This window comes from Neglectibacter sp. X4 (genome assembly GCF_009917365.1).
Taxonomy (GTDB): domain Bacteria; phylum Bacillota; class Clostridia; order Oscillospirales; family Acutalibacteraceae; genus Acutalibacter.
On the sequence record NZ_QWLE01000030.1, the window covers coordinates 21,660 to 41,050 of the forward strand.

At 59.2% G+C, this 19,391-nt stretch carries 24 protein-coding genes; 12 read left to right on the forward strand and 12 right to left on the reverse strand.

Translation table 11 applies throughout. From position 1 onward, the window contains the following. The first annotated feature begins 4 nt into the window (after nt 1-4). The 9 genes from miaA (at nt 5) to D1841_RS10885 (ending at nt 7,183) form a co-directional block, all read left to right on the forward strand. Nucleotides 5-973, forward strand: a complete 969-nt coding sequence (gene miaA / locus D1841_RS10845; RefSeq protein ID WP_160643062.1) for a tRNA (adenosine(37)-N6)-dimethylallyltransferase MiaA — start codon at nt 5-7, stop codon at nt 971-973. Beyond that, the gene (locus D1841_RS10850; RefSeq protein WP_160643063.1) at nt 970-2,295 is read left to right on the forward strand and encodes an HlyD family efflux transporter periplasmic adaptor subunit; all 1,326 of its coding nucleotides are present in this window, start codon (nt 970-972) and stop codon (nt 2,293-2,295) included. Before miaA ends, D1841_RS10850 begins: the two co-directional genes overlap by 4 nt. A gap of 29 nt (nt 2,296-2,324) precedes the next feature. Beyond that, entirely contained in the window at nt 2,325-3,047 is a 723-nt protein-coding gene (locus D1841_RS10855; RefSeq protein ID WP_347563980.1) for a YggS family pyridoxal phosphate-dependent enzyme, read from the forward strand. A gap of 118 nt (nt 3,048-3,165) precedes the next feature. Further along, nucleotides 3,166-3,684: a cell division protein SepF gene (locus D1841_RS10860; RefSeq protein ID WP_160643087.1), complete on the forward strand. Its 519-nt coding sequence runs from the start codon at nt 3,166-3,168 to the stop codon at nt 3,682-3,684. 9 nt (nt 3,685-3,693) lie between these two features. Beyond that, the gene (locus D1841_RS19180) at nt 3,694-4,437 is read left to right on the forward strand and encodes a YlmH/Sll1252 family protein (protein ID WP_160643064.1); all 744 of its coding nucleotides are present in this window, start codon (nt 3,694-3,696) and stop codon (nt 4,435-4,437) included. 16 nt (nt 4,438-4,453) lie between these two features. Next, nucleotides 4,454-5,551 (forward strand): DivIVA domain-containing protein, encoded by a 1,098-nt coding sequence (locus tag D1841_RS10870; protein ID WP_160643065.1) that lies wholly within the window; start codon nt 4,454-4,456, stop codon nt 5,549-5,551. 10 nt (nt 5,552-5,561) lie between these two features. After that, a complete protein-coding gene (gene lspA / locus D1841_RS10875) occupies nt 5,562-6,068 on the forward strand; it encodes a signal peptidase II (protein WP_160643066.1) in 507 nt (168 codons plus the stop codon). 3 nt (nt 6,069-6,071) lie between these two features. Further along, complete coding sequence (locus tag D1841_RS10880) at nt 6,072-7,001, forward strand: RluA family pseudouridine synthase (RefSeq protein WP_160643067.1); 930 nt, start codon at nt 6,072-6,074, stop codon at nt 6,999-7,001. Beyond that, nucleotides 6,998-7,183, forward strand: a complete 186-nt coding sequence (locus tag D1841_RS10885; RefSeq protein WP_160643068.1) for a hypothetical protein — start codon at nt 6,998-7,000, stop codon at nt 7,181-7,183. Before D1841_RS10880 ends, D1841_RS10885 begins: the two co-directional genes overlap by 4 nt. A gap of 153 nt (nt 7,184-7,336) precedes the next feature. Here D1841_RS10885 and D1841_RS10890 read toward each other — a convergent pair whose 3' ends face one another. From D1841_RS10890 to D1841_RS10945, 12 genes are all read right to left on the reverse strand, one after another. Continuing rightward, the gene (locus D1841_RS10890; protein WP_160643069.1) at nt 7,337-7,885 is read right to left on the reverse strand and encodes a SpoIIIAH-like family protein; all 549 of its coding nucleotides are present in this window, start codon (nt 7,883-7,885) and stop codon (nt 7,337-7,339) included. Between the two features lie 62 nt (nt 7,886-7,947). Continuing rightward, on the reverse strand, nt 7,948-8,487 hold the full coding sequence (locus tag D1841_RS10895; RefSeq protein WP_160643070.1) for a hypothetical protein: 540 nt from the start codon (nt 8,485-8,487) through the stop codon (nt 7,948-7,950). Further along, nucleotides 8,477-8,947, reverse strand: a complete 471-nt coding sequence (locus D1841_RS10900) for a hypothetical protein (RefSeq protein ID WP_160643071.1) — start codon at nt 8,945-8,947, stop codon at nt 8,477-8,479. Before D1841_RS10900 ends, D1841_RS10895 begins: the two co-directional genes overlap by 11 nt. A 93-nt stretch (nt 8,948-9,040) precedes the next feature. Then, a complete protein-coding gene (locus D1841_RS10905) occupies nt 9,041-10,174 on the reverse strand; it encodes a hypothetical protein (protein WP_160643072.1) in 1,134 nt (377 codons plus the stop codon). A 100-nt stretch (nt 10,175-10,274) separates the two neighbouring features. After that, nucleotides 10,275-10,652 carry a stage III sporulation AC/AD family protein gene (locus D1841_RS10910; RefSeq protein WP_160643073.1) on the reverse strand — a complete coding sequence of 126 codons (378 nt, stop codon included), beginning with the start codon at nt 10,650-10,652 and terminating at the stop codon, nt 10,275-10,277. After that, nucleotides 10,649-10,843, reverse strand: coding sequence for a stage III sporulation protein AC (spoIIIAC, locus tag D1841_RS10915; RefSeq protein WP_160643074.1), 195 nt, complete (start codon nt 10,841-10,843; stop codon nt 10,649-10,651). The genes D1841_RS10910 and spoIIIAC overlap by 4 nt, the downstream gene beginning before the upstream one ends. A gap of 51 nt (nt 10,844-10,894) precedes the next feature. Then, nucleotides 10,895-11,392, reverse strand: a complete 498-nt coding sequence (locus tag D1841_RS10920) for a stage III sporulation protein AB (protein WP_160643075.1) — start codon at nt 11,390-11,392, stop codon at nt 10,895-10,897. A 31-nt stretch (nt 11,393-11,423) separates the two neighbouring features. Further along, nucleotides 11,424-12,362, reverse strand: coding sequence for a stage III sporulation protein AA (locus D1841_RS10925; RefSeq protein ID WP_160643076.1), 939 nt, complete (start codon nt 12,360-12,362; stop codon nt 11,424-11,426). A gap of 205 nt (nt 12,363-12,567) precedes the next feature. Then, nucleotides 12,568-12,984: a bis(5'-nucleosyl)-tetraphosphatase gene (locus tag D1841_RS10930; RefSeq protein WP_160643077.1), complete on the reverse strand. Its 417-nt coding sequence runs from the start codon at nt 12,982-12,984 to the stop codon at nt 12,568-12,570. Nucleotides 12,985-13,010: 26 nt separating this feature from the next. Continuing rightward, nucleotides 13,011-13,391, reverse strand: coding sequence for a hypothetical protein (locus D1841_RS10935; protein WP_237076296.1), 381 nt, complete (start codon nt 13,389-13,391; stop codon nt 13,011-13,013). 58 nt (nt 13,392-13,449) lie between these two features. Further along, nucleotides 13,450-14,496, reverse strand: a complete 1,047-nt coding sequence (locus D1841_RS10940) for an aldose epimerase family protein (protein ID WP_160643078.1) — start codon at nt 14,494-14,496, stop codon at nt 13,450-13,452. A gap of 9 nt (nt 14,497-14,505) precedes the next feature. Next, nucleotides 14,506-15,465: an ROK family protein gene (locus D1841_RS10945; protein ID WP_160643079.1), complete on the reverse strand. Its 960-nt coding sequence runs from the start codon at nt 15,463-15,465 to the stop codon at nt 14,506-14,508. 233 nt (nt 15,466-15,698) lie between these two features. Between D1841_RS10945 and dinB the strand changes: the two genes are divergently transcribed. The 3 genes from dinB to D1841_RS10960 all read left to right on the forward strand — a co-directional run bounded on the left by dinB (nt 15,699) and on the right by D1841_RS10960 (nt 19,161). Beyond that, nucleotides 15,699-16,898, forward strand: coding sequence for a DNA polymerase IV (gene dinB / locus D1841_RS10950; protein WP_160643080.1), 1,200 nt, complete (start codon nt 15,699-15,701; stop codon nt 16,896-16,898). A 128-nt stretch (nt 16,899-17,026) separates the two neighbouring features. Next, nucleotides 17,027-18,358: a putative DNA modification/repair radical SAM protein gene (locus D1841_RS10955; RefSeq protein ID WP_160643081.1), complete on the forward strand. Its 1,332-nt coding sequence runs from the start codon at nt 17,027-17,029 to the stop codon at nt 18,356-18,358. A 47-nt stretch (nt 18,359-18,405) separates the two neighbouring features. After that, entirely contained in the window at nt 18,406-19,161 is a 756-nt protein-coding gene (locus tag D1841_RS10960; protein WP_160643082.1) for a TIGR03915 family putative DNA repair protein, read from the forward strand. Nucleotides 19,162-19,391 lie beyond the last annotated feature (230 nt).

Consider the following 19,391-nt stretch of genomic DNA (forward strand, 5'->3'; position numbering starts at 1 on the left):
GCAGATGGACAAAAAGCTTTCTGTAGTGGCAGTGGCCGGGCCTACCGCCACAGGGAAAACAGCCTTGGGAATTGGGCTTGCCAGGCGCTATCAGGGGGAAATCGTCTCCTGCGATTCCATGCAGGTGTATAAGGACCTGCCCATCGGCACCGCCCAGCCCACCCCGGCAGAGCAGGCCCAGGCCCCCCACCATCTGGTGGGCTTTCTGGAGGTGGAAAAGCCCTTCAGCGTTTCCGATTATGTAGGGCTTGCGGGAAAAGCCATTGCGGATATTGCGGGCCGGGGGCGCTTGCCCCTTCTGGTGGGGGGCACCGGGCTTTATGTGCGATCCCTTCTAAACGGCTTTTCCTTTGAAGAAGGAGCCAGGAATGAGGCCCTGCGGGCAAGGCTTTTGGAGGAGGCCCAAGAAGACGGCCCGGAGGAAACCCACAGGCGGCTTGCGGCCCTTGACCCGGACGCTGCCCGGGAGATACACCCCCGCAACGTGAAGCGGGTGCTGCGGGCGCTGGAATACTGCCTTTTAACAGGGAAGCCTTTCTCCCGGCAGGCGGCCCGTTCCCGCCAGGCGGAAAGCCCCTACCGGGCGCTGCTGATCTGCCCGGTTTACAAAGACAGGCAGCTTTTATACGACAGGATAAACCGGCGGGTGGACGCCATGCTGGAAGCGGGCCTCTTAGAGGAGGCAGAAGCCTTTTTCCGCCGCTGCCGGCAAATGGATCTCCCGCCCACCGCGGCCCAAGCCATCGGCTATAAAGAGCTTTTCCCCTATTTCCAGGGGGAGGTTCCCCTTTCGGAGGCAGTGGAGCGGATAAAGCAGGAAAGCCGCCGCTATGCCAAAAGGCAGATCACCTGGTTTGCCCGGGAGCCTGGGGCGCGGCCCCTTTACCTGGACGGCCTTGCGCCGGAGGAAGCCCTTTTAAAGGCCATAGGAATGGCGGAAGCGTGGAAGCAGGAAGGAGGCGGGAGCTTTTGAACCAGAAGCAGGTGCGCTCTATGGCGGCTGCCAGCATAGCCATTCTGATTCTCCTCTATGTGGGATTTTATTTTGTAAACCGACAGGCAGATTCCTTCACCCAGGACGGGATTGTAACAGAGCCTGCCATGCGGGGCCAGGTGTCGGACACCCTCCAGGCCCAGGGCTTTGCCATCCGGGACGAGGAGGTGCTGGAGGAAAGCTTCAGCGGCGTGCTCAATTACCGGGTGGCCAGCGGCACAAGGGTGTCCCAGGGCGGGGTGATTGCGGAGGTGTACCAAAGCGAAAACGACGCCGCCGCCCAGAACAGGATAGACAGCCTGAACCGGGAAATCGAAAGCCTCCGGCAGCTTGCAAAGCCCTCGGATCTCTTTGTGTCAAACCCCGCCATGATTGGCGCGCAGATTTATAACGCCCTGGGAGATATTTCCGGGGAAATCCGGCAGAACAACTTTTCCGAGATAGGCAGGCTTAAGGATTCCCTGCAAAACGCCCTGAGCCGCAAGCAGGTGATTGCCGGGGAAGAAAGCGCGGAGGACTATGAAGAGCGGGTGGAAGCCCTGGAAAGCGAGCTTGCCGCCCTGGAAGCAAGGGGAAGCCGGGCAGTGGGCGTGGTGGAAGCCCCCAGGGCCGGATATTTTATTGACAGCGTGGACGGCCTGGAAAGCGTGATGGAGCCGGACAAGGTGCAGAACATCACAGTTTCCCAGGCAAAGAAGCTTTTAGAGCAGCAAGGCCCCTGGAGCGCCCCGGCGGGATCCATCGGGAAAATCTGCGCCGATTTCACCTGGAAGCTGGTATGCGTCATACCGGACGATGAGATGGTGAAGTTTGAAGGGGTGGACGCCGTCACCCTGGACATCCCCTTTGCAAGCGCCGAGACTATCCCGGCCCGGGTTGCGGCGAAAAACCGGGATCCCAACACAGGGGAAACGGCGGTGGTGTTTGAATGCGCCTACATGGACGCGGACTTGGCCGCTGTGCGAAACGAAATGGTGCATATCAGCGTGAAAACCTATGAAGGTGTGCTGGTCAGCGAGCGGGCCTTGCGCTTTGAGGACGTGGAGTATACGGAGACGGACGAAAACGGGAACACGGTTACCAAGGTGCGGGAAAACGTAAAAGGCGTGTATGTCCAGTATGCGGGGCGGCTGCGGTTTGTGCAGGTGTTTACGGAAAAGGACGTGAACGGCTATGCTGTGTGCCGCACAAACCTGACAGACGAGGAAAAGAAAAGCATGGTCACAGACCAGACCGTACAGCTTTACGACCAGGTGGTTGTGAGCGGGACAGATTTGTATGACGGGAAAGTGGTGCGTTAGCCCCTGCCCGGGAGAAAGGGAGGATTCGTGTGGGAAGCCTGGCAACAGAAGCCATGAGAAGCTTTGATGAGAATTTTAAAAGAGTGGGGGAGGAAATAGCCCGGGCGGCGGAAAAGGCCGGGCGGGATCCCCGGGAAGTGTCCCTGCTGGCAGCCACCAAAACCGTTCCCGCGGAAACCATCCGGTACGCCATCTCCCAGGGGCTTTTCCACATCGGGGAAAACCGGGTGCAGGAGCTTCTGGACAAGTATGGCGCACTGGAAAGGGAGGCCTGCGACCTGCAGTTTATCGGGCGGCTGCAAACCAACAAGGTGAAATACCTGATAGGAAAGGTAAGCTGCATCCAGTCGGTGGACAGCGTGAAGCTTGCCAGGGAAATCGCCCGGCTCAGCGCCGCCCAGGGCCTTGTAACCAAGGTGCTGGTGCAGGTGAACATCGGGCGGGAGGAGCAGAAGGGCGGGGTGGACCCCGACGCCTTATACGGGTTTATCGACCAAATCAGGGAATTTCCGGGCATTTCTGTAAACGGATTGATGGCAATTCCCCCTGTTTGTGACAAAGAAACTGTATTATCGGGCTATTTTTCCGCCATGCGCAAATATTATGTTGACATAGCGGCTAAAAAATTGGATAATGTTAATATGCACAGCCTTTCCATGGGCATGTCGTCAGACTTCCCCCTGGCTGTGGCCTGCGGGGCCACAATGGTGCGGGTAGGCTCTTCCCTGTTCGGGGCGCGCCAGTATGTGTGAAAAAAGGGGAAGCGGCGGAAAGACGGCCGGGTGAAAAATACGGAAGAAAGGAAACGGTGCCGGGCGGCAGGGGAAAAGGCCTTTCCCCGCAGAGGCCCCGCGCCCCGTGGCGGTTGATATGGCAGGCTTAAAAGAAAAATTGCAGCGGATGTGGAATCCGCCGGATGACGAATATGAATATGACGACTACTACGAGGAGGGGGAGGAGGAAGAGGATCCCCAGCCCTCCGGCGGCGGATCCTACGGGGAACCCAGGCGCAGCAGTACAGACTACGGCTTCGACACCTTTTCCACCCGTTCCAGCTCCTCCTGGAGCGGGCGGGACACAGGCAAGGTGGTGGATTTCCATGCAAAGCAGCGGCCCCAGGTGGTGCTGTTCCGGCCGGTTTCCTTTGGGGAGGAGGCCAAAACCATTGCGGACGAGCTTCTGCGCAGGCACACAGTGGTGCTGAACCTGGAAAAGACGGAGAAGGACGTTTCCAGGCGCATTGTAGATTTTTTAAGCGGCGTGGCCTATGCCAACAACGGGAAAATACAGCGGGTTGCCACCAGCACCTTTATCATCACGCCCTATGACGTGGATATTTCCGGCGACGAAATCCTGGACGAGCTGGAAAGCAGCGGCATGTATTTCTAGGGGCAGGCTGTGGGATACGATGCCGATTTGCTTTTGAGAAAGCTGGAGGATGGTTTGCGCAAGGCCCGGGGCCGTCCGGCCTTTTTAGGGTTCCTGGACGAGGGCGGCAGGGCAGTCCTTTCAGAAGCCCTTTCCCGCAGGCGGGATGTTTCCTTTGCCTTTTGGGGCGGCTTCCCGGAGGCGGAGCGCGCCATGCTGGGGCTTTTTCCGGATTATATGGAGGCAGACGCCCAGGCCTTCCCCATAAAGGCGGTAACCTTCTCCTTCCGCCCCGCCGACAAGCCCGGCCACCGGGACTTCCTGGGGGCCATGCTGGGCCTGGGGGTGGAGCGCAGCGTGGTAGGGGACATCCTCATCGGGGAGGGCCGCTGCGTAGCCTTTGTGAAGGCGGAGCTTGCGCCCTATTTCGCGGAGAACCTTCCGAAAATAGGCCGGGTGGGGGTGAAGGCCCGGCTGGGTGCGGAAGAGCCTTTGCCTGTGGGCCACACCTTTAAGGAGATAAAAGGCGTGGCGGCTTCCAGCCGCTTAGACTGCCTCACAGCCCTCGCCGCCCGCATCAGCCGGGAAAAAGCCGCCTCCATGGTGGTTCTGGGGCTGGTGCAGGTAAACCATCGTGAAATTTGCAGCCCCAGCGCCCGGGTGGCGGAGGGGGACGTGCTCTCCATCCGGGGGCATGGGAAATATATTATAGACCGGCTGGGACCCTTAACCCAAAAGGGCCGGCTTTCGGTACAATGCAGGAAATATGAATAAGGGGGATACCGAACCAATGCTGACAGTAAAGGAAATTAACGAGGTAAGCTTTGGAAAGGCCGGCTTTTCCGGCTATAAGCCGGAGGATGTAGATAATTTTATTGACGAGGTGGCGGCTTCTTTCACAGAACTGGAGCAGGAGCGGGACGCCGCCCGGCAGCAGCTTCAGGAGCTTAGCCAGCAGAACGCGGCCCTTGCCGGGAAAATCGAAGATCTAAACGCCAGAAACGGGGAGCTGCAGAAAAAGCTCTCCATCCTGGCCCAGAAAATCGAGTCCTACCGGGCAGACGAGGACGGCATTAAAGAGGCCATCATCAGCGCCCAGCGCATGGGCAAGGAGGCTGTGCAGCAGGCCCGGGACAAGGCCTCCCTGATGCTGGAGGATGCCAAGGACGAGGCGGAAAAAATCCTGGATGACGCCAAAACAGAGGCGTCTAAAACCGCCGGGGAGTATGCCGCCCAGGCAGAGTCCAAAAAGGCGGAGCTGGAGGAAATCAAGCGGCAGGTATCCACCTTCCGGGTGTCCCTTTTGGAAATGTATAAAAAGCATTTGGAGTGTATCGACCACATCCCCTCTTTCCGTCTGAAGGAAACAGAGGAAAGCCATCGGGAGGAGGAGTCTGAGGTACAGCGGGAACAGCGGCTGTTAGAGGAGCGGCAGGCTCAGCAGAAGCGGCAGATGGAGGAAGAAAGGGAACTGGAGCGGCAGCGGGAAATCCAGCGCCAGCGGGAGCTGGAACGGCAGCGGGAAGCGGAACGCCAGCGGCAGCTCGAGCAGCAGCGGGAAGCGGAACGCCAGCGGCAGTTAGAGCAGCAGCGGGAGGCGGAACGCCAGCGGCAGCTTGAGCAGCAGCGGGAAGCCCAGCGCCAGCGGCAGGAGGCGGAGGAGGCCCCCGGGCTGCATGACCGGGTAAGCTATGTCCAGGAGCAGTTACAGCCCTCTGTGCCGGAAAGCGACTATATGGCCGGGGATCTGTCTGACGTGGGCATCGACCTGCAAACCTACAGCAGCATTCCGGAAACCCTGCGCCGGGAAAAGAGCAGCCATTACAGCAACCTGGAATTTGGCGACGGGGTAGAGCTGGACGCCAAGGGGCGCAAGCGGAAGAAATAAGGAGGAAAGCGTGGCAGAAACGAAGAAAAAGTGGTGGGCAGCCCTGGCTGTGCTTTTGGGCGCGGCCCTGCTGGTAGGGGGGGATCAGGCTTCCAAGGCCCTGGTGCTGGAAAACCTGCGGGGCAAGCCCCCTGTAGCGGTCATCCCGGGCTTGCTGGAATTTTCCTATGTGGAAAATTACGCGGCGGCCATGGGCCTTTTCGACGGGCTTATCTGGCTGGTGGTAGCCTGCACAGCCGTGGTGTGCGTGTTTATCCTGCTGGCCCTCCTGTTTTATAAAGGGCACACAGTTTTCAGCTATATCACCGCCATGCTGCTGCTGGCAGGCGGGCTTGGAAACCTTATAGACAGGTTTTCCCATGGCTTTGTGGTGGATTTCATCCATGTGCTGTTTTTTCCCTATATCTTCAACGTGGCAGACTGCTGCGTAACCATTGGCGTGGTGTGCTTTTTCTGCCATTACCTGGTAACGGCCCGGCGGGAGAAGGCGGAAAAAGAAGCCGCCGGGGAGGGCTGAGCTGTGGGGGAAAGGGTTTTCGTCACAGTGGAGGAAGAGGGCCAAAGGCTTGACAAGCTTTTGGCCCAGGCCCTGCCAGGCGTCACCCGCTCCGGGGTACAGCGCCTGCTGGCAGAGGGACTTGTGACGCGGGAAGGGAAGCCCCTGGCAAAAAGTGCCCGGCTTCCGGCAGGCGCGCTGCTGGAGGTGTCTTTGCCAGAGCCAAAGCCCCTTTTGGCAGAGGCGGAAAACATCCCGCTGGACGTGGTGTATGAGGACGGGGAGCTGCTGGTGGTGAATAAGCCCAAAGGCATGGTGGTGCACCCGGCTCCGGGCAGCGAGAGGGGAACCCTGGTAAATGCCCTGCTCTTCCACTGCGGGGATTCCCTCTCCGGCATCAACGGCGTGTTGCGCCCCGGCATTGTCCACCGCATTGACAAAGATACCAGCGGCCTGCTGGTGGTGGCAAAAACTGACCAGGCCCACCAGGCCTTAGCCAGCCAGATACAGGCCCACAGCCTCACCCGGGAGTACAGGGCCGTGGTGTATGGCAGGGTGAAGCAGGACGAAGGTACGGTGGACAGGCCCCTGGGCAGGCACCAGGCGGATAGGAAAAAAATGGCTGTGCGGCCCGATTCCCCCTCTGCCCGCCACGCGGTCACCCACTATTTTGTAGAGCAGCGCTTTCCAGGCTTTACCTATCTGCGCCTAAGGCTGGAAACCGGCCGCACCCACCAAATCCGCGTCCACATGGCAAGCCTGGGCCATCCTGTGGCGGGGGATCCGGTATACGGCCCCAAAAAGGTGATAACAGCCCTGGAGGGCCAGTGCCTGCACGCGGGAAAAATCGGCTTCCTCCATCCCGCCACAGGGGATTATATGGAGTTTGCGTCTCCGGTGCCTCCGGTGTTCGAGGCATTTTTGGAAAAACTGCGCCGGGAGGGATCCGTATGACAGAAAAGGAACAGAAAACAGGACGGCTGGTGCTGCTCCTTCTTGCCGCCCTGGCAGTGGCCTTGGGCGGTTTTTGGTTTCCCCAGAACAGCGGCCCGCCCTGCTCGGTTATCCAGGTGGACTCATCCCAAAAGCCGCCCTTTGGCCCTTTAGAGAACAGGCTCCCGGCCCAGCAGGTTTAAGAAGCTGTATTCATAACCTTGTAATTACCATCTGAGCGGCCTTTTTGAAGCCACTCTGTGTTAAATTTCTTTGTCGGGCGGGAAATGCCAAAAACAGGGGAAATGGCAATTTTATAGGAACCGCGTTTCCTATAAAAGCCATTTCCCCTGTTTTTATTTTGTACCGATAATTTTGATTTTCTCCGCTGTCAGGCCGGTTTGCTCTATGACGATTTCCTGCACAATAAGCATGTCGCTGTCCTGCAAATCCCCGGCCACCACCACGCTGCACTCCTCCGTTGTGATGTAGGCCACGCTTTCCTCGTAGCCCTTGGCCTTGAGGAGGCTTTCTACATTTGTCTCCTTGAGGATGTTCTGGGCCATGGCGGAAGCCTCCTCCACAGCGGCCTTCTTGGCCTCGCTGTCCGCGTCCACATCCTCCAGCACCCCGTCTAAAAGCTCCAGGGCCTCGTCCCGGGAGTTCTGGCGGCTTAAGCGGGCCTCAGCGAACATGTCTGTTCCAGCCTTGGCCTGCAGGTCGTCGGTAACGGTTTCCACGTAGGCGTTGTTCACAAGCTGGGCCGCGCCCAACTGGCTGCTGGTGTCCTCCCCGTCCCCAATAGGCAGTTTGTTGGTGCCTGCAAACTGCCAGTTGAGATAGACCGCTGCTCCCAGGGCCAGAACCAGGGACGCTAGAACCAATTGCTTTCTGCCGAATTTCATGCTGATACCTCCAGTGTGTTTTTATATGTTTGCCAGTGGCTTATGTTTTCCTCCAAATCCCCTCACCCCCCGCAGGTAACGCACACCCGGGAGGAGGGCACGCCCAGGGCGGTTTTGGCGGCGTTCACCAGCTTTTCCCGGATAGCGGGATCCCCCGCCTTGGCGCTGACAATCACCACCCCCTGAATTTTCGGCTGGGTTTCCGTAACGGTCAGGGGCCGCTGAGAGCCTTTTTCATCCTCCACAAGCACATGGGACGATTCCTTTTCCCAGGCCCCATCCCCGCCCTGCTGCCCGCTTTCCCGCTTGTCTGCGGCGAATACCCGCCTGCCGCTGTTTTCTAGGGTTATCATCACCGCGGGGCTGTGCTCCCCGGTGATGGCGGTGACAATCCGGGACAAATCCGCCTCCAGCGCCCTGGCATAGGCAGTGCCGTCCTCTGCTTCCTCTGCCTGCTGCTCCTGTGGCTGGGGTTTTTGCAAATCAAGGCTTGATAGGGCCAGCAAAGCGATGCCGCATATGCCTAAAATCACAGCCCAGCGCAGGGCGTTTTCCTTTTGCAGGGCTTTTTTCACCCATTCTCCCGCTTTTTTAAGATCCATCTGCTGTTACCTCAAGTATCACGCCGTCCCCCAGCACATTTCCCAGCAGCGCCCTGGCCCTCTCCGCCTCTGCCGGATAGGAAAAGGCCGCGCTTACCTTCGCTAATACTATGCCGGAATCCGCCGAACTAGTTATGCTTACGTGAATTTTTTTCGGGGAAAGCCCTGCGGCCCCCAAAAGGCCCCGCACAGCCCCTTCCGCTTCCTCCTCTGTGGCCTGCTCATACTGGCTGTTTAAAAAAGCCGTCAGATCTGCCCCGGTTTCCTGGGCCTGGGCCTTTGGCAGGGCAAAATCCCACCGGGCAGTGAGCAGGGAGGAGGCAATGGAGGCCAGCAGGGTGAGGACAATGAGGGACTGGACAAAGCGCACCATTTTGTCCTGGGGGCACAGGTTTCCTATGGCCCCAATGGCGATAAGGGCCGTACACAGCCAGGAAGCCCCTTCTAAAACTTGAGCCATAATCATTTCGGGATACAGGATATGCACAAAAAGCCATGAAAAGGCGGCGCTTTGTGCCCGGTATCTTTCCTTTCTTTTGTGTTTTTCATACGCTTATCCTCCTTTCGCAAACAGCACCACTCCCGCGCAGGTGAGGCACACCACACAAAGGCTTGCAAGCACTGCCAGCACCAGCTTTGCCGCCGAGGCGCAGGAGCCTAAAAGCCCGGCGGCGGCAGGAACGCCGAAAAGCTCCCCGGCTATCTGCCCCAGAATACACACCCCGGCCCAGATGGAGGCCTCTATTATGGACGGGGCGAAAATGCACAGCGCCGCCAGCATCCCAAAGGCCCCGGCCCCGGAGCGCACCACCTGCACGCTGCTTTGGATGGCCCCCACCGCGTCCCCCAAGGCCCCGCCCACAATGGGGATGGCGGAGGAGGCAATCAGCTTCACGGTTTTTCCGGCGGCAGCGTCTATGTGGGTGTTAAGGATGGTTTGGATGGAGAGGATGCCGGAAAACAGGGTAACCGCCAGCACCAGCATCCACTTTATGAAGCTGTAAAGGCTGGCGGAAAGCCTCTGCACCGGCATGCCGGAAACGCCGGAGGAAACAGCCAGGGCCAGATATATCCGCAGCAGGGGCAGCAGCAGGCCGGAGGAAAGCAGGGGCAGGGCGCTGCCCGCCCCCAGGGTGAGAAAGGTGTAGGCGCTGCCTGCCGCCACGCTGCCGGAAGCGGCAAGCAAGGCCCCGTAGGCGGGCATACTGGCCAGGAGGAAGGCAGAGGCGCTTTCCGCCGTAACAGCGCACTGGGCCAGCAGGGCCAGGATGGCAGGCAGGGTTATGGCGGCGCAGGCCAGGCACCCGATGAGAGGAACCATAGGGCTGAGGGAGCCTTCCTCCATGCATCCGGCAAGGCGGCACAGCAGCAGAACGCCCAGAACAGCCCCCCAGGCTTTTAAGGGGCCTGTCAGCTTTTCCTGCACCAGGGCGCACAGGGCCTGAAAGATTCTCCCGCCATCCAGGCCCTCTTCCCCCAGATTATCTGCCCCCCATTGGTTTAACAGGGCCTTTGTGCCCCTGTCCAGGCTGTCCATGGCTTCTGTCAGGCCGCTTTTTTTCGCAATCTGCTCCGGCAGGCTTTCCGCCTCTGCACCCTGGGCCTTTGTGCCTGCCCCCAGAAGGACAAACATCACCAGGCAGGAAAGGGCGGCAGCCAGCAGCTTTGTTTTTGCGGTTCGCTCCATGACGGCGCCCTCCTTTCCTTTGTTTTAGAGACTCCAGGCATTCCCAAAGGAATGCTTCCCTTGCTTTTAAAAGGGGCTGCGGGGCGTGCCAGCGCTCTGCCTATGCCCCCAGAATTTCCCCCACATATCCCAAAAGCTGGGTAATCAGGGGAAAGGCCGCCGCCAGGATGGCGGCCTTGGCGGAAAGCTCTACGGCAAAGGCCAGGGCAGATTCCCCGGCGTCCTTGCAGGTGTGGCTGGCAAACTGCCCTGTCACAGCAATGCCCACCGCCTTCAGCATGATTTTGCCATATTCCCCCGGCAGGGCCGCCGCTGTGTCCTCCAGCCGGGAAACAAGAGGGGCAAGGCCCTCTAAAGCGGAGAGCAGCAGCAGCGCCGCCGCCCCCGCCGTAAGCAGCAGGGAAAGCTCCCGGTTGTTTTTTTTCAGGACAGCCCCAAAGGCCGCGGCGCACAGGGCGCAGACAGCCCAGGCGGTCATAGGTCAAAAATGGCCTTCACGGCCTGGAACAAGGCGTTTATCTCATTGATTATCATCATCAGCACCACAATCAGCCCCGCCAAAGTGGTCATCATGGCCTGCTCCTCCCTGCCGGAGCGGATGAGAAGCTGGTTTAAAACCGCCACAATAATGCCGATAGCCGCAATTTTAAAAATCAGGTCTACTTCCACGTTCCTGTTCCTTCCTTTCCCCGGGATGCTTTGGCTTTGAGCGGGCATGCCCTAAAGCAAGAGTAAGCACAGGGTCAGCCCGCCGAAAAGCCCCAGGCAGATGTAAAGCCGGCTCCGCTTGTCCCGCTCCTCCCGGGCCTCCAGCAGGGCCTGGCCCACCAGGGAGGCATACAGCTCCAGGTGCCGGAGCTGCCCGGCGGCGTCGCTTGCCCCCAGCCCTTGGGCAAAGCCCTGATACAGGGCCTTGTCCCCCTGCCGGGGCAAAAGCCGGTTCCCCGCCTGCAAAAGGGCCTGCTGGGGGTTCTGGGAAAAGAGGGGGGAGGCGGCGGCTTCCCGGCAGAAGGGAGAGCCGTCCTCCCGTATCAGATCCCCCAAAGGCCGGGCGGCAAAGCTTACGCCGGTTTTCAGGGATTCAATCAGCCGCTGCCACTGCCCCAGCAGCCGTTCCCGCTGCCAAAGCTCCCGGGCCTTGGAAAAGCCCCAGAGCAGGCCCCCCAGCAGCAGGAAAACGCTGCCCAAAAGCTTCATCATATCCGGAAGCCGGGGCATGTACGCCCGGCTGCGGTATGTTCGTGTTTCTTCATCTGGAATCCTCCGCGCAGGGGCTTGTAAAGCCCTGCATACTTTCTATGGCGGCAATTTCCCCCGGATGGCTGCGGCCCGCCAAAGTTACCGCCAGGGAAAAGGCCCCCGTGCCCAAAAGCCGGCGGCACAGCGGGCGGCGCAGCAGATCCCCCGGGGCAGCGTGGACAGAGGCGATAAGGGCCACCCCGGAAAAGGCCGCCTTTTGCAGGGGGGCGAAATCCTCAGGGGCCAGCTCGTCGCACACCACCACCTCCGGGGAGAGCATCCGCAGGGCTATGTCCAGCCCCAGCGCCTTGGGACATCCCCTAAGCACGTCGGTGCATGGCCCTAAGTCCCATGGCCCGCTGATTTCCCCCCGCTGATCCAGCACCGCCACCCGTTTAGCCGGGGCAAATTTCCCCAAAGACAAAGACCGGGCAATATCTCGCAAAAGGGTGGTTTTGCCGCTGGAAGGCTCCCCGGCTATGAGCACCCCGCCTGTAAGCCCTCCGGTTTCCAGAAAGAGCCTGTCCCCGCAGCCCTGGCGCTCCCGGGGGATGCGGAAAACCAGGGTGGTGATGTCCCGCAGGGTTTTGATTTTCCCATTTTCCAGCACAGCAGTGCCGCACAGCCCGGCCCGGCAGAAGCCCCCAAAGGACACATAGCCCTGGCGGATCTCCTCCTCGTGGCTGAACACCGAGTGCCCGCACACCTGTAAAAACAACGCCTGCAGCTCTTCCGCTGTCACAGCGGGCAAAGCGCCTGTCAGCGCCCGGGTGGCGCCGCCCCCTTCTGTAAGGAAGAAAATGCCGTCCCTGCCGCAAAGGCTTACCGGCTGGCCCAAGCAGAAGCGTATGTCAAAGGCCTGGGCCTTTACGCTGTCCTCCACATGCAAAAGCCTGTCCCGGTAGGCAGGCAGTTCCCTGGCAATCCTGTCAAAACCCATGGTATCCATGCGGCTTCCCCCTTTCTTGATGTACATGGCTCCGGCGGCGTAAGAACCTTTTTTAAGGAAAAAGTTCTTACGAATCTCCAAAAACCTTCGTGCGCCTGTTCCCGTTCTGTCTATATCTATGGGACAGGCCGGGGGATTAGAACCGGGAACCGCGGAAGGCAAAAAAAGCCCCGCGCACAGGGCGCGGGGCAGAAGCGGGGGTGTATTACAAGGGCTGGCTTTCCCACCAGCGCAGGAAGGCCCGGAGGGTTTCCTGGTCGTTTTCATAGGTGACGCTGGCGAGGGCCTGCTGAGGGGTTTCCCATTTCATGCCGGTAACCTCCTCTTCCTGGGCTTTCTGGTCGCCGCCGGACACTTTCCCGGCAAAATAAATCACATCCTTTAAAACCCCCGGCTTGGGGCTGTAGGTGACCATGTGGCGGAAAGCGGTGTTCAGCTTCACCGTAAGCCCGGTTTCCTCTCGGATTTCCCGCAGGGCAGTTTCCTCCTCTGTCTCCTGCTTTTCCACGTGGCCCTTGGGGAAGGCCCAGTGGCCCCCGTTTTTGTGGCGTATAAGCAGCACCTCCACCCAGCTGTCGCGCTGCCGGTAGACAATGGCGCCGCAGGACTTTTCTTTTTTCATGTTCCGGCTCCTTTCCAAGGGGGGGGTTATTCAATGCGCGCCACTGCGCCCTGCACCTGCACAGAGACGCTGGCATCCTTGTCCCCGGTGTTTTCCATCCTTACGCCCACCTTATACCACTTGCCCTTTTCCACCTTCATGGTGACAGGCATCCCCGGGGTGAGATAAAAAGGCTTTGGGGGCCGGGTGTCGTCCACAGGCAGCAGGGCCACTTCTGTGTCCCCCAGCCCCTCCCCGCAGGAAAGGGTGATGCTGCCCCCATCGGAGGAGATTTCCTCGTGGGAATAGGCGAATTCCTCCCCGCTGCCAGGGGGCACGTAGATAGTGAGGGCGATATCTTTCCCGCCGCAGGCAGCAAAGAGCAGGGCGGGCAGCAATGTCAAAAGAGCGGCTATGCGTTTCATCATGTCACCTCCATGCTGTGAAAAACCGGGCCGCCCAGGCGGCCCGGTACAGTACAAGGATTTACCGTATGGAGAAACGGTATTCGGTCTTGGTAGCAAAAGCTTTTCCCGGGGTTAAGAAGGCAAAGGGGAAGCCCGGCTGGTTAGGGGAATCGGGATAGAACTGGGTTTCCAGGCAGAAGGCGGTGTGAGGCTCCATGGCCTTGCCGTCCTTGCCGGTTAAAGGCTCCGGCACCTTGTTAAAGGTGTAAAGCTGCACGCCGGGCATGTCCGACCACACCTCCATCACCCGCCCGCTTTCCGGCTCAAAGGCCTCGGCAAGCTTCCGGAAGCCCTCCCCGTCCACGCAGAAATTGTGGTCAAAGCCGCCGCACACCTGGATCAGATGGTCGTCCGCGAACATATCCTGGCCCAAAGGCTTGGGGGAAGTAAAGTCCAGCGGCCCGCCCTGTACAGGCAGAAGCGTCCCTGTGGGAATGAGATCGTCTGTTACCTCTGTCACCTGCCCGGCATGGATTTGCAGGGTGGTGTCAAAAATTTTCGCCTGGGGATTCCCGGAAAGGTTAAAGAAGGAATGGTTGGTGGGGTTAAAGGGCGTGGGCTTGTCCGCTGTGCCGCTGTACTCCATGCGCAGCGCCCCGTCCCTTGTGAGGGTGTAAGCCACCGTCACGGAAAGCCTGCCGGGGAAGCCCTCCTCACCCTCCGGGCTTTCCGCAGAGAAAGTGATTTGCGGCTCCTCCCCGTCCTGGGTTTTGGCCTGCCACAGCACCTGGTGAAAGCCTTCAGGGCCGCCATGCAGGGAATTTTCCCCATCATTTTTGGCTAAGGGATAAGCTTTCCCCTCCAGATGGAACAGCGCGTTCCCAATGCGGTTGGCATACCGGCCCACCGCGGCCCCCTGAAAGTTCGCCCCGAAATATTCGGGCAGGGTGCGGTGTCCCAGCACCACGTCTCCCGGGTTTCCAAGCTTGTCCGCCACCCACAGGCGGTGAACGCGGCAGCCGTAATCCGTCGCTTCCAGAGTAAGCCCCTTCGGGCCTTCCAGGATGTAAAGCTTTGCCTCCCTGCCGTCAGGCAAAGTGCCAAAAGTTTTTACAGAAATAGGCATGGGAGTATTTTAGTCCTCCATCTTGCCCAGCAGGGCCGCGCCGATGATGCCTGCGTCGTTGCCCAGCTTTGCCCGGCAGATAGTGGTCTTTTTGGTGGAATTCATGGCATACTGCTCTTTCTCTACATACTCCCGCACAGGGGCCAGCAGGGTTTCGCCCTCGTTGCTGATGCCGCCGCCCACGCAGAGGATGTCGGGCTGGAAGATGTTAATCATGTCAATAAGGCCCACGCTGAAATAGTGGATATACTCGTCCACAATTTCCTTGCCCACAGGATCGCCCTGGCGCATGGCGTCAAAAGCGGTGCGGCCGTTTACATTGTCCATGCTGCCGTCGGCCAGCGTCCACAGGGGGGAGTCCTTAGGAGCGTCCGCCATATGCTCTTTGGTGGTCTTGATAAGGCCGGTAGCGGAAGCATAAGTCTCCCAGCAGCCGTGGCGCCCGCAGGTGCAGGGGCGGCCGTCCACCACGATAACGGTGTGGCCCAGCTCGGCGCCGGCGAAGTTGCTGCCGGAATAGATTTTGTGGTTGATGATAATGCCGCCGCCAACGCCAGTGCCCAAGGTGATGGCAATAGCGTTGTCAGAGCCTTTCAGGGCGCCCGCCATGTACTCGCCGAAAGCTGCGGCGTTGGCGTCGTTCTCCATCAGTACCTGCTTGCCCTCCAGGCGCTGGGAAAGCATTTCCTGCATGGGGGTGTTTTTAAAGGGCAGGTTGTTGGCAAACTCAATAATGCCGGTGGATTTGTTGATAGTGCCGGGAGAGCCTACCCCTATCCAGGGCACGTCTGCCAGGGTCAGCCCGGCGCTTTCCAAAGCCTTGTGGGCTGTTTCCGCCATGGCGTCCGCCACCTGCTCCGCGTTTTCGGTCTGGGTCTTGCTGTTGGCGCGGGCAATGATTTTATTTTCCTCATCTACAATGCCCACGGCGATGTTGGTGCCGCCAAGGTCGATGCCAAGATAGTACATAAAACATGACTCCTTCACAAAAGAAATTCAGGGGATCTTCCCTTGCCCCAATTATACTATATGTTGGGGTGCAACGCAAACACTTTTTGTGAAATTTTGAAAGAACTTTTCCGCGGCCTGTCCGGTCCCCCGGGGGGAAAGAAGGTGAGAACAAAATTTCGGAAAACCCTTGCTTTTTAAGAATATATGTTCTATAATAAAGGCTGTAGAAAGCAAATGAAAGGGGCGCGGCCATGGAAAACGGGATTCTGCACGTGGATATGAACAATTTCTATGCTTCTGTGGAGTGCCTCTTTGCACCCCAATACCGGGACGTGCCCATGGCAGTGGCAGGGGACGAAAAAAGCCGCCATGGGATTATCCTGGCCAAAAACATGCTGGCAAAGGAAAAAGGCGTGAAAACGGCGGAACCTATCTGGCAGGCAAAGCGCAAGTGCCCGGGCCTGCAAATCCTGCCGCCCCATCACGAGCGGTACGCCCGCTTCTCCAGGCTCGCCAAGGAGATTTACTGCCGCTATACAGACCGAGTGGAAAGCTTCAGCTTGGACGAGTGCTGGCTGGACGTGTACGGCAGCGGCAGCCTTTTCGGGGACGGGGAGCAGATTGCCCACAGCATCCGCCGGGCTGTGAAGGAGGAGCTGGGACTGACGGTTTCCATCGGGGTTTCCTACAACAAGGTGTTCGCAAAGCTGGGAAGCGATTATAAAAAGCCCGATGCGGTGACAGTGTTCGGCAGGGAGGCCATGGAGGAGGTTATCTGGAAAATGCCTTGTACGGATCTGCTGTTTGTGGGGCCTCAGACGGCGAAAACCCTGGGAAAGTTCGGCCTGCACACCATCGGGGACATTGCCCGCATGAAGCCTGCCGCCATGCGGCAAATGCTGGGAAAGCTGGGGGATACCCTGTGGAAATATGCCAACGGCCTGGACGATGCCCCGGTGGCGGCTGTGGACAGGGAGACAGAAGTGAAGTCCATCGGCAACAGTACCACCCTGCCCCGGGATATCACCACAGAAAGCGAGATCCGCTGCACCCTGCTGGATCTGGCTGAAACTGTGGCGGCCCGGCTGCGCAAGCACAGCCTGAAGGCCGGAGAAGTGCAGATTACAGTGCGCAGCGCGGACTTTGAAGAGTACCAGCGCCAGCAGAAGCTTCCCGCCCCTGTGTGCGACTCCCAGTCCTTATACCGGGCCGCCCTTGCCCTGTACCACAAGGAAAACAGGCGGTGGGTTGTGCGCCTGCTGGGCCTGCGGGCCGGGCATCTGGTGGACGCGGGGGAGGCCCAGCTCAGCCTTTTTTCCCAGGAGGACGGCACAGAGCGCCGGGAAAAGCTGGAGACTGCTGTGGACGTTCTGCGCGCCCGGTTCGGGAAAGACAGCGTGGGCCGGGCCTTGGGGCTGGAGCGCGATAAACAGCAGCCCCCCGGACGGTGAAACCGGCTGCGCCGGTTTTGCGGGGCTTCGCCCCTGCACATTTCTTCCTTAAAGGAAGAAATGCACCGTCCGGGCAGGGAAGCAGAAGCCATGGGGGAGACAAAACAGAAGGAAAGGGGAGAGGACGTTTGAACCTGATGGAAAAGCTGGAGGTGCTGACAGACGCGGCAAAGTATGACGTGGCCTGCACCTCCAGCGGGGTGGACAGGCCGGCAGTGCCCGGGCGGCTGGGGAGCGCGGTGAAGGCGGGCATCTGCCACAGCTTCGCGGCAGACGGGCGGTGCATCTCCCTTTTAAAGGTGCTTTTAAGCAACGATTGCGCCTTTGACTGCGCCTACTGTGTGAACCGCCGCACAGCGGACAGCCCCCGGGCCACCTTCACCCCGGAGGAGCTGTGCAGGCTCACCATAGAGTTTTACCGCCGCAACTATATTGAGGGCCTGTTTTTAAGCTCTGCTGTGGTAAAAAACCCGGATTACACCTGCGAGCTGATGCTGCAAACCCTGCAGATGCTGCGGGAAAAGGAAAAGTTCTGGGGGTATGTCCATGTAAAGGCCATCCCCGGGGCAGATCCCCTTTTAACCCAGCGGCTGGGGTTTTACGCCGACCGCATGAGCGTGAACATTGAGCTGCCCTCCCAGAAAAGCCTTTCCCTGCTGGCCCCCCAAAAGAGCAAGGAGAAGATTTTAAAGCCCATGGGCCAGATACGGGACGGCATCCAGGAGAATGCCCACGACCTGGCAGTGTACAGGGGCGCGCCCCGCTTTGTGCCCGCGGGGCAGTCCACCCAGATGATCATCGGGGCCACGCCGGAAAGCGACAGGCAGATTTTAAGCCTCACCGAGGGCCTCTATAAAAAGTACAGCTTAAAGCGGGTGTTCTTTTCCGCCTACATGCCTGTGGTGGAAAACAGCAGCCTGCTGCCTGCCCGCTCCACGCCCCCGCCCCTTCTGCGGGAGCACAGGCTCTATCAGGCAGACTGGCTCCTGCGGTTTTATGGCTTTGCCGCCGGGGAAATCCTGGACGACGCCCACCCGGACTTCAACCCCCTTTTAGATCCCAAATGCAACTGGGCCGTAAACCACATGGAGCATTTTCCCCTGGAAGTAAACAAGGCCCCCTATGAAATGCTGCTGCGGGTGCCGGGCATTGGGGTGAAAAGCGCCATGCGCATCCGGTCGGCCCGGCGGTACTGCCAGCTTGACTTTGAGGGCCTGAAAAAGCTGGGGGTGGTGCTCAAGCGCGCCCGGTATTTCATCACTTGCAAGGGCAAAAGCATCTCCCCCCTGCCCATGGACAACCCGGCGGTAATAGCCGGGGCCATCAGCGAGCGGGGCTTTGCCCAAAACGCCGCCTCCCTGCAAAGCTGGCAGGGGGAAGCCTTTTCCGCCCCGGAGCAGCTTTCCCTTTTTGCCCCTACCCCGGTGGATAAGGTGCAGCGGCTGACAGGGCAGATTTAGGGCAGACGTCCGCCCGCTAAGAACCGGAACAGAAAGGAGGGATAAGGATGGCACAGGGAGTTGTATATCGGTATGACGGCAGCTTTTCAGGCTTTTTGTGCTGCGTGGCCCAGTGCTTTTTCGACAAAGCCCTGCCTTTGGGAATCGAGCCTCTGGACGAGCCACAGGCCACCCTGTTCCCGGTGCGGGAAATCGTGACGGAGGAGGCCCTTGCGGACAGGGTGGCCCGCTCCGTCCCCCAAAAGATTTCCCCAGAGGTGTGGGACATGGCACGCCGGGGGTTCCTCACCTGTATGGAGGAAAAGGAAATGCGCCTGCTGCGCTTTTTGCTTTTGGGCTACAAGGAGGGGGGCAGGGCTGCCCGGCTGGCTGTCAACAGCGATGTGGACGCTGTGAACAAGGCCCTGCTCTACCTGAAAAACGAGGCCCATTACCACGTGGAGTTCCTCCGCTTCGCGGATTACGGGGACTTCCTGGGGGCCACCATCACCCCCAACAACACGGTGCTGCCCCTGATTGCCCCCCATTTCTGTGAGCGCTTTAACACAGAAAATTTTATGATTTACGAAAAGACCCACCAGTTCGGCTTTTTCCACAGGCGGGGAGGCCAGCGCGGTTTTTTCCAGGCCGACCGTATCGACTTCCCGGCCCACACCCCGGAGGAAGAATGCTTCCAGGCGCTGTGGAAGCGGTATTATGACACTGCCGCTGTGGAGGGGCGCATTAACCCCAAGCTGCGCCGGGGCAACATGCCCATGCGGTACTGGCAGAATATGACAGAGTTCCAGCGGGCGGAAAAATGAAGGATGAGGCAGGGAAACTTGCAAAACAGGTTGTGAACAAACTGTGAATAATGGGAATTTCCGTATAAAAAACCCCTGGTTTTTGGGAAAAACCGGGGGTTTTGTAAACTATTTGTAATCTTTTTACTGTTTTGTCATTTTTATCCCCCTGCCTAGATAGTGTCTACACGAATTAAGTGCGGATAGCAGCCCAAATAGCGATACAACGGACGTGTACCGCGGCGATAAAA